Source organism: Kribbella sp. NPDC026611 (assembly GCF_040638345.1).
Classification (GTDB): domain Bacteria; phylum Actinomycetota; class Actinomycetes; order Propionibacteriales; family Kribbellaceae; genus Kribbella.
Genome location: NZ_JBEZYC010000003.1, coordinates 362,579 through 375,796, shown reverse-complemented (window position 1 = coordinate 375,796; position 13,218 = coordinate 362,579). Strand labels below are relative to the sequence as shown.

The 13,218-nt window shown below is 69.2% G+C and carries 12 protein-coding genes; 1 reads left to right on the top strand and 11 read right to left on the bottom strand.

Annotation, left to right across the window (positions count from 1 at the left end; all coding sequences use genetic code 11):
• Nucleotides 1–3 precede the first annotated feature (3 nt).
• From wecB to AB0E69_RS13650, 10 genes are read right to left on the bottom strand one after another with little or no spacing between them, the layout of a single operon-like run.
• The gene (gene wecB / locus AB0E69_RS13695) at nucleotides 4–1,065 is read right to left on the bottom strand and encodes a UDP-N-acetylglucosamine 2-epimerase (non-hydrolyzing) (RefSeq protein ID WP_360143930.1); all 1,062 of its coding nucleotides are present in this window, start codon (nucleotides 1,063–1,065) and stop codon (nucleotides 4–6) included.
• A gap of 2 nt (nucleotides 1,066–1,067) precedes the next feature.
• Nucleotides 1,068–2,069 carry a Gfo/Idh/MocA family oxidoreductase gene (locus tag AB0E69_RS13690; protein WP_360143927.1) on the bottom strand — a complete coding sequence of 334 codons (1,002 nt, stop codon included), beginning with the start codon at nucleotides 2,067–2,069 and terminating at the stop codon, nucleotides 1,068–1,070.
• A 3-nt stretch (nucleotides 2,070–2,072) separates the two neighbouring features.
• Complete coding sequence (locus AB0E69_RS13685; protein ID WP_360145913.1) at nucleotides 2,073–3,164, bottom strand: DegT/DnrJ/EryC1/StrS family aminotransferase; 1,092 nt, start codon at nucleotides 3,162–3,164, stop codon at nucleotides 2,073–2,075.
• A complete protein-coding gene (locus AB0E69_RS13680; protein ID WP_360145910.1) occupies nucleotides 3,161–3,796 on the bottom strand; it encodes an acyltransferase in 636 nt (211 codons plus the stop codon). The genes AB0E69_RS13685 and AB0E69_RS13680 overlap by 4 nt, the downstream gene beginning before the upstream one ends.
• Entirely contained in the window at nucleotides 3,769–4,962 is a 1,194-nt protein-coding gene (locus tag AB0E69_RS13675; RefSeq protein ID WP_360143924.1) for a hypothetical protein, read from the bottom strand. Before AB0E69_RS13675 ends, AB0E69_RS13680 begins: the two co-directional genes overlap by 28 nt.
• Nucleotides 4,955–5,740 (bottom strand): hypothetical protein, encoded by a 786-nt coding sequence (locus AB0E69_RS13670; RefSeq protein WP_360143921.1) that lies wholly within the window; start codon nucleotides 5,738–5,740, stop codon nucleotides 4,955–4,957. Before AB0E69_RS13670 ends, AB0E69_RS13675 begins: the two co-directional genes overlap by 8 nt.
• Entirely contained in the window at nucleotides 5,737–7,059 is a 1,323-nt protein-coding gene (locus AB0E69_RS13665) for a glycosyltransferase (protein ID WP_360143918.1), read from the bottom strand. Before AB0E69_RS13665 ends, AB0E69_RS13670 begins: the two co-directional genes overlap by 4 nt.
• Entirely contained in the window at nucleotides 7,056–8,147 is a 1,092-nt protein-coding gene (locus tag AB0E69_RS13660; protein WP_360143915.1) for a glycosyltransferase, read from the bottom strand. The genes AB0E69_RS13665 and AB0E69_RS13660 overlap by 4 nt, the downstream gene beginning before the upstream one ends.
• Before the next feature lie 3 nt (nucleotides 8,148–8,150).
• A complete protein-coding gene (locus tag AB0E69_RS13655; protein WP_360143912.1) occupies nucleotides 8,151–8,969 on the bottom strand; it encodes an ABC transporter ATP-binding protein in 819 nt (272 codons plus the stop codon).
• Entirely contained in the window at nucleotides 8,956–9,822 is an 867-nt protein-coding gene (locus AB0E69_RS13650; RefSeq protein WP_360143909.1) for an ABC transporter permease, read from the bottom strand. Before AB0E69_RS13650 ends, AB0E69_RS13655 begins: the two co-directional genes overlap by 14 nt.
• Nucleotides 9,823–10,999: 1,177 nt before the next feature.
• Between AB0E69_RS13650 and AB0E69_RS13645 the strand changes: the two genes are divergently transcribed.
• Nucleotides 11,000–11,989 (top strand): helix-turn-helix domain-containing protein, encoded by a 990-nt coding sequence (locus AB0E69_RS13645; protein ID WP_360143906.1) that lies wholly within the window; start codon nucleotides 11,000–11,002, stop codon nucleotides 11,987–11,989.
• A gap of 39 nt (nucleotides 11,990–12,028) precedes the next feature.
• Here the strand turns inward: AB0E69_RS13645 and AB0E69_RS13640 are convergent, their stop codons facing one another.
• Entirely contained in the window at nucleotides 12,029–13,135 is a 1,107-nt protein-coding gene (locus tag AB0E69_RS13640) for a hypothetical protein (RefSeq protein ID WP_360143903.1), read from the bottom strand.
• Between the last annotated feature and the right edge of the window lie 83 nt (nucleotides 13,136–13,218).

Sequence of the window (13,218 nt, the reverse complement as noted above, 5' to 3'; positions counted from 1 at the left end):
TGGTTACTCCGCAAGTGTGGCGACGACACGCTCAGCAGCGTGGCCGTCACCATAGGGCATTGGGCGGTCCCCCGTGGGAGCAGGCCGGGCGGCCAACTCCGGCAGCTTACTCACGTCGGATGTCAGCACGTTCCAGCCGGCCTCCAGCGTCTCCACCCACTCGGTCTCGGTGCGCAGCGTCGTGCACACCCGCCCGAGCAGGAAGGCCTCCTTCTGCAGGCCCCCGGAGTCGGTCACCACACCGGCCGAGCCGAGCACGGCCGCGACCATCTCCGGGTAGGCCAGCGGCTCCCGGACGTGCAGCGAACCGTCCGGGCGCTCCAGCTTGATGCCGTGCTCCGCGCACTTCGCGACCAGCCGCGGGTGCGCCAGCAGCAGCACCGGCTGCCCGGTGTTGTCCAGGCCGTCGACGATCGCGGCCAGCCGCTCCGGGTCGTCGGTGTTCTCGGCCCGGTGGATGGTGGAGACGACGTACTCACCGCGGGCGAAGGGCAGGTCCAGCGGCTTGTCCTGCACCGCGTCGCGGACCCGGAAGCATACGTCGGTCATCACGTCGCCGACCAGGCGCGACTTGTCCGTCAGGCCCTCGTTCGCCAGGTGGTCCATGGCCACCTGGGTCGGCGCGAGCAGCAGGTCCGCCGCGTGGTCGGTGAGCACCCGGTTGTGCTCCTCCGGCATCAGCCGGTTGAAGGAGCGCAGACCGGCCTCCAGGTGCGCCACCGGTAGGTGCATCTTCACCGCCGACAGCGCACCGGCCAGCGTCGAGTTGGTGTCGCCGTACACCAGCACCCAGTCCGGCTTGTGCTCGTCCAGTACGGCGTCCATCGCGGCCAGCATCGCGCCGGTCTGGACCCCGTGGCTGCCGGACCCGACGCCCAGGTGAACGTCCGGGTCCGGGATGCGCAGGTCGGCGAAGAACACGTCGGACATGTTCTTGTCGTAGTGCTGGCCGGTGTGCACGATCACGTGCTGGTGCCCGTGCTCCTGCGCGGCGGCAAACGCTTCCGCCACCGGCGCCAGCTTCACGAACTGCGGCCGGGCGCCGACGACACTCAGAACCTTCATGACTACGCGGACTCCCCGGCGATCGTGATCGTGCGGTCCTCGGCAGCCGACTGGATGACGGCCTCGGCCACCTTGACGGTGGTCAGACCCTGCTGCAGCGTGACGATGTCCGCCTCCTTGCCGAGCACCGCGTCGCGGAAGGCCTCGTGCTCGGTGCGCAGCGGCTCCGGCTTGCTGATCGCGTACCGGATCATGTCACCCTCGCTGACACCGCGGAAGTGCGCGACGTCGTCCCAGGCGGTGGCCACGGTGCCGTTGGCGTGGAAGGACAGGTCGGCCGTCAGGGTGTCGGCGATGAACGCGCCCTTCTCACCGGTGACGACGGTGAGCCGCTCCTTCATCGGGGACAGCCAGTTGACCAGGTGGCTGGTGACGGTGCCGTTGGCCAGCTTGCCGGTGACCGCGATCAGGTCCTCGTACTGCCGGCCGGACTTGTGCGCGCTCTGCGCGGCCACGGTCGCGAACGGCGACTGGGTCACCCACGCGGTCAGGTCGATGTCGTGGGTGGCCAGGTCGAGCACCACGCCGACGTCGGCGATCCGGGCCGGGAACGGGCCCTGACGGCGGGTGGTGATCTGGTAGATCTCGCCCAGCTCGCCGTTCTCCAGCCGCACCCGGAGCGCCTGCAGCGACGGGTTGTACCGCTCGATGTGACCGACCGCGCCGACCACACCGGCCGCCTCGAACGCCTTGGCGATCTCGGTGGCCTCGGCCGACGAACCGGCCAGCGGCTTCTCGATCATCGCGTGCACACCGGCCTCGGCCAGCGCCTTGGCGATCTCCGCGTGGTACTGGGTCGGCACCGCGACCATGCAGTAGTCGATGCCTTCGGCAATCAACTGCTCGATGTTCTCGTGCACCGGGCGACCGCCGGCGACGCCGAACTTGTCACCACCCGGGTCGGCGACGGCGACCAGGTCGACGCCGTCGAGGGAGGCCAGCACGCGCGCGTGGTGGCGGCCCATCATGCCGAGGCCGATCAGGCCTGCCTTCAGGTTTGCCATGGTTCACGCACCAGCCTTCGCCACGGTGTTCACCGCGGCCACGATCCGGTTCAGGTCGTCCTCGGACAGCGAGGGGTGGACCGGCAGCGAGAGCACCTCGGCCGCGGCCTTCTCGGTCTCCGGCAGGTCCAGCTCGCGCTGGAACGACGGGAGCCGGTGGTTCGGGATCGGGTAGTACACGCCGCAGCCGACGCCGTACTCCGTGCGCAGCGCGTTCGCGAAGCCGTCGCGGTCCTCGGTCACCCGGATCGTGTACTGGTGGTACACGTGGCTCGCCTCGGCGGCCACCGCCGGGACGGCGACACCGGTCAGGTTCGCGTCCAGGAAGGCCGCGTTCTCCTGCCGCTGCTTGGTCCAGCCGCCGACCTTGGTCAGCTGCACGCGGCCGATGGCGGCGTGCAGGTCGGTCATCCGGTTGTTCAGGCCGACGACCTCGTTCTCGTACTGCTTGAGCATGCCCTGGTTGCGGAACAGCCGCATCCGGCGCTCGAGGTCGGCGTTCGCGACCGAGTTCATACCGCCCTCACCGGACGTCATGTTCTTGGTCGGGTACAGGCTGAACATCGCGAACTCGCCGAAGGTGCCGACCGGCGCGCCGTTCCAGGTCGCGCCGTGCGCCTGCGCGGCGTCCTCGAAGATCTTGATGCCGTGCTTGTCGGCGATCGCCTGCAGGGCGGTCATGTTGGCCGGGTGACCGAACAGGTGCACCGGCATGACGGCCTTGGTCTTCTCGGTGATCGCGGCCTCGACCGCGGCCGGGTCCAGGCAGAAGTACGTCGGCTCGATGTCGACGAAGACCGGGGTCGCGCCGGTCAGCGCGACGCTGTTCGCGGTCGCGGCGAAGGTGAAGGACGGGACGATGACCTCGTCACCCGGACCGACCCCCGCGGCCAGCAGGCCGAGGTGCAGGCCCGACGTCCCGGAGTTGGTCGCGACGCACGCCCGGCCGGAGACCAGCGCTGCGCCGAACTCCTGCTCGAACGCCGCCACCTCGGGGCCCTGGGCCAGCATGCCGGACTGCATCACCCGGTCGACGGCCTCGCGCTCCTCCTTCCCGATGATCGGCTTCGCGGCCGGAATCGGCTGCACCATCAGTTCTCCTCCTGAGTTTCTTCGGCCGGCCGCAGCCGTCCGTCGGTTTCGATGTACATCTCGCCCGTGTTCGGGCACTTCCACTCGCCGTTCCCGACGTCGAGCAACGGGACCCCGGCCTTGCCGACCCACCTGATCCGGCGGGCCGGAACCCCGACGACCAGCGCGAAGTCTGGCACGTCCTTGGTGACCACCGCACCCGCGGCGACGGTGGCCCAGCGACCGATGGTCACCGGCGCCACGCAGACGCTGCGCGCACCGAGCGAGCAGCCCTCCTTCAGGGTCACCCCGACCATTTCCCAGTCGTGCCCGCTCTTCGGCGACCCGTCCGGGTTCACCGCGCGCGGGAAGTAGTCGTTGGTGAGCACCACGGCGGGACCGATGAAGACACCGTCCTCGAGCGTCGCGGGCTCGTACACCAGCGCGTAGTTCTGGACCTTGCAGTTGTCACCCATCGTCACGCCGGTACCGACGTAGGCGCCGCGGCCGATGATGCAGTTCTTGCCGAGAACCGCGTTCTCACGGATCTGGGCCAGGTGCCAGACCGACGAGCCGTCGCCGATCTGGGCGCTGTCGTCGACGTCGGCGGACGGCGCGATGCGGGACGTCACAAGATCTCCTTCGAAATAAGCCAGTTCCTCAGTACTTCGGCCGACCGGCGTCCGTCGTGCAACGCGGCGACGAACCCGGGGCCCTGCGCCGCCTGCTCGGCGGCTGCGTCACGATCAGCGATCAAACCGAGGACGGCGTCACCCAGCGTGCCGGGGTCCGCCTCCACGATCGGTACCTCTCGCCTAGTCAGACTACGCACCCGGTGGCGCACGCCGTCACCGACGTACGAAACCACGATCCGCCCGGCGGCCAGCGCTTCCGCGGCGGCCACGCCGTACAGCCCGATCCGGAGTTGGTCGACAACGATGTCGGCGTCGCCGATCACGCTCGCCATCCGCTCGTGCGGTACGCCGGTGATCCGCCGGTACTCGATCCGGCCGCTCGCGTTCAGCCCGGTCAGCACGGCGTCGATGTCCGCGGTGCCCTTGAGCGCCGCGTTCGACGGTACGTGCGCGACGACCGGCTTCTCGTGCGAGAACAGCGACCGCGCGGCTGCTGCCCACGGTGCCGGATCGATCGCGACCGGGAGCCACTGCGCGTCCGGCACGTCTTCCAGCAGGTCGACCGTGGAGACGAAGACCGGCAGCTGCAGCGACTCGACCAGTTCGGCGTGCCGGCGGGCCTGCTTCTCCAGCCGGTCGGTCAGCTCGTCACCGGGGGTGAACGGCGACCACGGCTCGCGCTTCGCGTGCCGGCTGGGCAGGCGGATGTCGGAGCCGTGGAACAGCAGGGCGACGTTGATGCCCTGGTCACGCAGGTCGTTGATGTCGGCCTCGGCGTCCGGGTAGCCGCGGGCGCCGAGGACCGGCCGCAGCGACTCCACCAGGACGTGGGAGTAGCTCTTCAGGATGTGCTCGCGCTGGGCGCGCTGCCAGCGCGGCTGACCGAACCAGGCCAGCGGTACGCCGTAGTCGTTCCGGAACTGGAACTGTCCCTTGCGGTGCAGCGCGAACGAGTCGGCAGACACCCCGTCGATCGTCCTGGCCGCCCGTGCCCAGGCGTGGCCCTGACCGGCGGAGTTGGTCGGGCCGACCAGCACCCGCACCGGGGTGGTCGCTGCCGGCGGGAACGCCGGCAGCTGCGCGTACGAGTACCGCAAGCCGCGCAGGCGCCGCCGGACCGCTCCCGCGGTCCGGGCCAACGGCGCCGGCAGGTGCTCGCGCATCGTCACGGCCGTCTTGTCACCCATGTACCTTCATCATGTCCAGCTCGCGGCGCGCGGCGGGCAGGCCGAGCACGACCGGCGTGCTCGCCCGGCGCTGGCCCAGGTTCCAGCCGGCCCAGATCGCGCCGGCGTCCAGCGCCACCACGACGTCGGCCTGCTCGATCGTGGCCAGCACGTCGCGCCGGGACAGCACCCGGTTCCAGTAGTTCTTGCCGAGGTCGCTGGTCGCCCGATGACCACGCAGGAACTTCACCGGCGCCGAGGTCTTGATTGCCTTTGGCAACATCTTTCCGGCCACCTTGCGGGCCTTCCGGGCCCGCCACTCGACGGCCTTGACGACCCGCTTGGCACCGGTCGGCCGCGGCTTCGCAGCAGGCTTGGCTGCAGCGGCCGGCTGGCCTGCAGGCGCGGCTGCGGCGTCGGCTGCTGCTCCGGGATCGGCTGCGGTGTCGGCTTCCGCTGCCGGCCCGGCGTCCGCGACCTGTGCGGCAGCCGGAGCTCCGGTGGCGTCGTCGGCAACGACGGTCTCCGGCTCGGCGACGGCTTCCGGCGCGATAACGGCGTCCGGCGCCTCGTCGGTCGGCTCGCCGACCGGCTCCTCCGCCGGCTCGGGCTCCGGCGCGGCCGGCATCCGGCCCGGGCCGATCAGCGTGAAGGTGTTGACCTTGTCGGCCACCCACGCGGACGGCGCGACCCAGCCGACCACGTCGATGGTGATGTCCGGGTCGCCGAGGTCCTCGCGGACCTGGTCGAAGTACGTCGGCGGGAGCTTCCGCGTCGACAGCAGGACGACGTTGCTCATGCCGCCACCGCCTTCACCGACGCGGCCAGCGACTCGATCCGCGGGTCCAGCTGCAGGTCCCGCCGGTACGACGCGCCGAACTCGCGGGCCTTCGCCCGGATCCCCTCATCGGCCGTACGGGCCCCGTGCGCCGCCTCGATCAGCGCCGCCGCGATCGCCTCCGGCGTGACCTCGGCGACCGGGAACCAGAGCGGATGCCCACGCAGTACGTCGGACGCCGCGTTCTCCGGGTCGTGCACCGAGACGACCGGCAGACCGGTGGCCAGGTACTCGAACACCTTGCCGCTCGTCACGTACCGGCCCTTGCCCAGCATCAGCAGCTGGGCGTCGAACTCGTCGTACGCCTTGGCGATCTCGGCCTTGCCGACCGGGCCCTCGTAGCTGACGCCGGCCTCGGCCGCGCTGTTGATCGTCGCGAGCATGTCCGCCCGCGGCTGCGCGTAGTACCCGAGGTAGCCGTAGATCTTGGCGCGGGCGCCCTCGAGCTCCGGCGACTGCTCCTTGGCCAGCTTCCAGCCCTCGACGAACTCCTTGAGCGGCACCTTCGGCGAGACGGTGCCGACGTACCCGAAGACGAGCGGGCGGTCGGTGACCGCGCCGCGGTTCTGGGTGTCCGGCACCAGGTCGGGGTCGAAGCCGTTGGCGACGGTGTGCATCTTGCCGGCCTGGGCCGGGTAGAGCTTCTCGTGCCAGTCCTTGATCGGGTCGTTCACGAACCAGACCTCGCGGGCCGACTCGACCAGCTTCTTCTCCCAGCGCGCGGCCCGGCTGTTCGGCTCGTGCAGCCGGTCACCGGTGAAGACATCCAGCAGCCAGGCGTCGCGGTAGTCCATCACGTACGGCACCTGGAACTTCTTGTGCAGGTGGTACGCCGCGGTGAACGCGACGTGCGGGTTCGCGGTGGCGACCGTCAGGTCGACCTTGTGCGCCTTGTGGATCCGCTCCGCGGCCTTCTCGATCACCGAGCGCCAGGGACCGTAGCCGGTCTCCGGGAACGGGATCTGGTCCTGCTTGGTGCGCCACTTGGCCCAGACCTTCGGGTTGGCCGCCCGCCGCTTGGACCAGCGGCGCAGGTCGGCCTCCAGGATCGGCCACTCGAACGGGACCCGGACGACCTCGATCGACGGGTCGATCCGCTCCTCCAGCGTCAGGTCGGCACCGGTGAACCGGTGGAAGGTCTCGCGGTCGGCCGTCAGCACGGTCACCTTCCAGCCGAGCGCGGCGAACCGGTTGGCCGTGGCCAGGGCCCGGTAGACGCCGCCTCCTCGGCAGGGCGGGTAGCCCCAGGCGACGTACAGCATGTGTGGGCGGTCGGTCATCCACTTCCTCTTAACAGATCGAGAATCGCGTCGGCCAGTTCGTCGTACGGTGTCGCAGGCAGATGGCCATCCGCCCACTGCAGCGCGTGGTCGCGCAGCTTCTCCAGCTCACCGGGATCCGCGGACCAGCGCCGCAGCGTCTCGGCCGCCTCCGCCACCGAGTCCACCAGGACTCCGCCACCGGACTCCTCGATCACCTTCGACTGCCGGGGCAGCCGGGTGGACAGCACGGGAAGACCGCTGGCGAGGTACTCGTAGATCTTGGACGGCATCGCTTCCACGAACGCCGGTGTCGGCTGCAGCATCGCCAGGCTGGCCCAGGCGCCCTTGGTGAGCTGCCAGGACTCGGCCGGTGGCTGCCGCCCGTGCAGGCGGACCCGGCCGCTCAGGTCGGGCCGCTCGATCCGGGCTTCCAGTGCGTCCCGGTCCGACGGTGCGACCGGGCCGACGAGGTCGAGAGACCAGTCCGGCGCCGCGGCGACGGTCTCGACCATGTCGAACAGTCCCCGGCTGGCCCGGAGGTCACCGACGTACACGGCGCGGGGCGCCCCGGACGGCGGCACCGGGGCCAGGAACGGGAGGTAGGGCAGGTTCTGCACGACCAGGCGGCGCTTGGCCTGGTGCGGTGCCAGGTGCGAGTCGGCGACGACGGTGAGGTCGGCACCGGCGGCCAGCTTGGAGGCGGACCGGACGATCATCCGGGCCGGCAGCCCGGCCGGGCCCTTGGCCCAGGCGCGGTCGGCCAGCAGCCGGGTGTAGTCCTCGTGGACGTCGGCGACCATCTTGCGTCGCCGCAGGGTGGTGACGAGGCGGGTGACCGGGATCATGTCCGGGTCGACCGTCATCACCACCTTGGCGTTGGTCCGCCACGGCAGCACGACGGTCCGGGCCAGCCGCTGGACCATGTTGCCGCGGGGGCCGGCGTGCACTACCGCACCCGACGGGCCACCGTCGGCGTCACCGAGACCCCACAGCTCGACACTGAGGTCGCGGTGCTGCAGCGCCGCGGTGATCTTGTGCAGGCGCGCATCGGCCACGTCGTGACCGGTCGTGATGATCCCCACGTCCGGCGCCGTGCTGCGTGACATCGGTCAGAGGTCCTCGAGTGAGACAGCTTCTGCTTCGCCGACCTGCAGGAACTTCGTGTAGGCCGTGATCACTTCGTTGGGCTCGCCACGCATCATCAGCTTGCCCTTGTGCAGCCAGATGCAGTCGTTGCACATCTCCCGGACGCTGCTCATCGCGTGGCTGACCAGGAACATCGTCCGGCTGTTGGTGACCAGCTCGGACATCTTCGCCGCGGCCTTGGTCTTGAACGACGCATCACCGGCGGACAGCGCCTCGTCGATCAGCAGGATGTCCGGGTCCATGTGCACCGCGACCGAGAACGCGAGCCGGCTGAACATGCCGGACGAGTACGTCCGCATCGGCATCTCCATGAAGTCGCCGAGCTCGGCGAAGTCCGCGATCTCCTCGTACCGCGCCTCGATCTCCTTGCGGCTGAGTCCGGCCGCCAGACCACCGAGGACAACGTTCTCCTTGCCGGACAGCGCGGCGTTGAAGCCGACGCCCAGCGACAGCAGGGTGGAGACCCGGCCGTGCACCTCGATCCGGCCCGAGGTCGGCGGCAGGATGCCGGCCACCGCGCGCATCAGCGTCGACTTGCCGGCGCCGTTCGCACCGATGATGCCGATCGTGGTGCCGTGGTTGACGTCGAAGGACACGTTCTGGACGGCCTTGACCTCGCGGATCGCGCGCTCGCCGCGGCCGAACCGGACGATCGCGCTCTTGAACGTCGGCACCCGCTCGAACGTGGTCCGGTAGGTGATGGAGACGTCCTGCACCTTGACGGCCGGTACGTCCGACGGGCTCTTCTGCATCGGCTTCTTCTCGGTGTCAGAGACGGACAACGAACTCACGCTCCCTCGACATGAAGAACAACGAGCCGATCACGAAGGCCAGGACGGCCCAGAACGCGCCGCCGATCCACATCTCGATGTTCGGGATCTTGCCCTTGACCAGCAGGTCGGTCCAGCCGCCGATCAGCGGGTAGAGCGGGTTGTACTGGATGAAGCCCTTGAACTTCGCCGGCGCGAACTCGGCGAACCACAGCACCGGGGACATGTACAGCCAGATCCGGGTGAAGTACGGCAGGAAGCTCGTGGTGTCGCGGAAGTACACCTGCAGGGCGGCGAAGATCATCCCCATCCCGGCCGCGAAGACCGTGAGCATGACCAGGAATGCCGGCGCCAGCAGCATCTGCCAGCGCAGCGACAGCCCCATCAGCAGGTGGATCGCGAGGTAGACGACCAGTGTCGGCAGGAACCGGAAGAACGCCGTCCGGACCGCCGACAACGGCAACAGCATCCGGGGGAACGACTGGTTCATCAGTAGCTTGCCGCCACCGACCACGCTGGCCGCTCCGGCCGTCATCGCACCGGAGAAGTAGTAGAAGACGAACAGGCCGCCGCACATGTGGGCGAACCGCATGCCTGCGTCCACCTTCGAGCCACCGCCGCCGATGATGTCCACCAGCAGGTAGTAGACCGCCGCCAGCAGCAATGGGTTCAGAACGAGCCACACCTGGCCGAAGAAGGTGTTCGTGTTGGCCGCCCGGATGTTCGTCCGGGACATCTCCGCCGCGAACTCCCGCCGCTGCCACAACGCCTTGAAGTAGGGGCGCATGGCCGGCAGGCCGACCTTGTGGGGTTCGTACACGTGCACCGACGGGTTGAACTCCTCGTCGACGCTAGTCGCGTTCATTCAGGCAATGCCTCTCTCTGCCGGAAATTGGATCCACCGTGACGGGGCCACGCAGACCGGGAAGCAGAGTAGCGGATCGGCTTCCATGCCGACGACACAGTGGTCCTCCTTAGTGAGCAACGACGTACGGACGGCAACCAAACGCCGTACGACATCGCGTCCGCAACACCAGGGTCGTCCCTCGCCGATCGTTATCCGGAATATACATTTGACAGCCAGCCGCGGCCAAAACGCCTTCCAGAAGGTCAAATCGGGGTCAAATCAACGGTACGACGCCGACGCCCGGGCGAAGGTTGACGTGACGTCGCCCACCCGCGGCGTGACCAGTGTTGTCGAGGTTATCGGTGGGACCCCAGAAGATGCCTGGTGGCCGGGGCGAGCCGGGCGGTCGGCACGACACGCAACATCGTGGCACCGCTCGCCGTGGACAGCCTCACCATCCACGGATCACCAACCGGCACCCTCCGGGGCCTCACCACACCCGATCCGGCGACGCGTCCGCTTCGGGCGGAGACGGACGTCACTCGCAACAGACCGGCCGGCACGATGACCAGGGCGGCGGTCATCGCACCTCGAGTCCGTCCCCAGAGATGCTGCGTACGCCGGCAGGTGCGCGCAGCAGGTGTGGGGACGGACCGGTGAGGGCGTCCGGGGCCGGAAGGACCCGGACGCCCTCGGAGACCGGAGGGGGACAGCGCACCACGGCATCCCTGCAAAGATGCCCGGGGGCTGGGGACGGCAGCACCGGTACGAGCGGCGGCGGCACACGGCGGGACCGGTCGCATCGGGCTCTCCTCCTCATCGGCCTCACGATGGAGATGCACAGTTTGTACACCCTCCAGCACAGCCGGTGATGGCACGGAAGTGCGAGGGCACCGATGCGCCGGGATCGAGACCCAACCGAAACGGGCCCCGCTGACGAGACAGCGAACAGAGGCCAGAATTGGAACAGCAGCCCGGCGGCGCTCAGGTGGTCCGTCGCCGGGCTGCTGGACCTCAATTCTCGCTCACAACTGCGCGGAAATGGTGGCCAGATGGTGACACGGCACAAGAATGCTGACAGGACAACAAATATCGCTGCGTGCATACACGTCGCCACGGACAGTGCGATCGGCACTCGCCTACCCTGGAGGGGCGGTCGCGGTCGGTGACAGCAGTGGGAAGGGAGGGGCGAGCGGTGAGCACATCGGACACGGAGCGTGCCGGTCATCTCAAGGTGCTCGGGCTCAACGACGACGAGATCAACGTCTACCAGCACCTGCTGCGGACCGGACCCTCGTCCATCACCGAGCTGGACGCGGCGGTGCCACACCGCACGGCCGGGATCGACACCACGCTCAGCGGCCTGGTGCAGGCGGGTCTGGCCCGCCGGTCCGGCTCGGACCACTCCCGGTACCTCCCGGTGCCCCCGGACGCGGGCCTGGAGGCCCTCACGCTGCGCCGCGAGTCGGAGCTGAAGCAGGCCAGCATCGATGTCCTGAACGCGTACGACGAGTTCCGCCGGACCGTGCACAACGAGTCCACCACGCACCTGATCGAGGTCGTCACCGGCAGCGCGATCGTCGAGCGGATCCACCAGATCAAGGGCGGCGCGCAGCGCGAGATCCTGGCCATCGACTCCCCGCCGTACTACATCGGCGGCCCGAACCAGGAGGAGATCGACCACCTGAAGCGTGGCGTCGCCTACCGGGTCGTGTACTCACCGGAGTCCGTCGAGGTGCCGGGGTACCTGACCGAGAACATCCTGCCCTGCGTCGAGGCCGGCGAGCAGGCCCGCGTGCTGCCCGACGTACCGGCGAAGCTGACCATCATCGACGGGTCGATCGCCTACGTCTCGATGTCGGTCCGCGACACCGAGGTGAACCGCTCGCTGCTGATCATCCGGCCGAGCAGCCTGCTGACCGCGCTGATCGGCATGTTCGAGCTCTGCTGGCGCAACGCCCTTCCGTTGCACGCATCCGTGGGGACCGAGGACGATCGCCTGGAGCCGATCGAGCGCCGGCTGCTGGCCCTGCTGGCGACCGGTGCCGCGGACGACACCATCGCCCGGACGCTGGGGATCAGCCGCCGGACCTTCTTCCGCTACCTCGAGCGCCTGATGAACCGCACCGGCGCCAGCACGCGTTTCCAGCTCGCGCTGCACGCGGCCCGCGAGAACTGGCTGTAGGTCGTCGTCCACGAGCGAGCTCGTGGACGACGAATTCCGCTACCGGTAAAGGGCTGTGGACGGTACGACGTGGTCGCCGTCGGTCCGGCCGCCAGCAACCCAGACGCCGCCACCCGGGGCCGCGCTGAATGTAGAGCGGACCTCGGTGAAGAAGACCCGGATGGCCGGCTTCGGCAGTTCGGACCAGCCGCTACCGGTCCACCTGAACAGTCCGTCCCGGCCGCCGCCGTACCAGGCCTGCGTCTTCAGCAGCACTGAGCCGCCGACGTCGTACAACTGCGACCCCCAGCCACCTGTCGGTACGGCGAGCCGCGTCCAGGCGGACCCGTCCCAGTGGGCGAGGTAGCCGCGTTCGCCCTCCCGGCCGGTGATCCAGACGTCGTTCGGCGCCAACGCCACCACAGCGTCTGGATACACGTAGGAGCCTGCTGAGACCGGCATCGTGTGGTCGACCCACCCGTCGCCGTTCCACTGCGCTACGAGGGTCCTGTTGGCTGCTGTGCGCGTTCCGACCACCCAGGTGCTGGCTGCACCCGCCACGTCCAGGTCGAGAAGCTCGTAGCCCAGGTTGGTCTGTGGTGGGTTCGGTACGACCTGCCACTGGCCACTGACCCACCTCATGATGCGGTACTGCAGCGGTCCGGCACCGTAGATCGACTCCGTTGCCGTAGTGCTCCACGCCGTACCACGGGCGTCACTGACCAGGTTGCCTGTGCTCACGTAGAGCTGGTCCGATGGCGGGGGTGGCACCGGCAGCACCGTCCAGGCAGAGCCGTCCCAGTGCATGTTGGCCGACCCTGTCCCGATCCAGATGTCGTCGGCCGCCGTACCTGCGATGTCACCGCCGACAGCTGGTGCAGGCACCACCCGCCAGCGACTGCCGTCCCATCGGCCGACCACGGGCTGTACGCCGGCCCGGCCGATCGACCAGGCATCGGTGGCTGAGGCGGCGTAGATGCCCTCGACCCGCTGCTCGAGCGTCGGCTCGTCGCGGTGCGGGAAGTCGTAAACCGTCCATGCACCCGCGGCTCGGGCGCTCGCTGCCAGTGCTCGGCTTGTCGTCACTCGGCCGGCGACTAGCGGCGCCGCCGCCAGCGTCGCGAGGCCGGTCAGAACCGTCCGCCGGCTCGTTCTCGGTGTTGTCATTCGCACTCCTCACTCGGGGAGAAATCGATCTCTCTCCCCGAGCAACGGAGTCACCCGGCACCGAGTTCAAGCTTCGACGACGG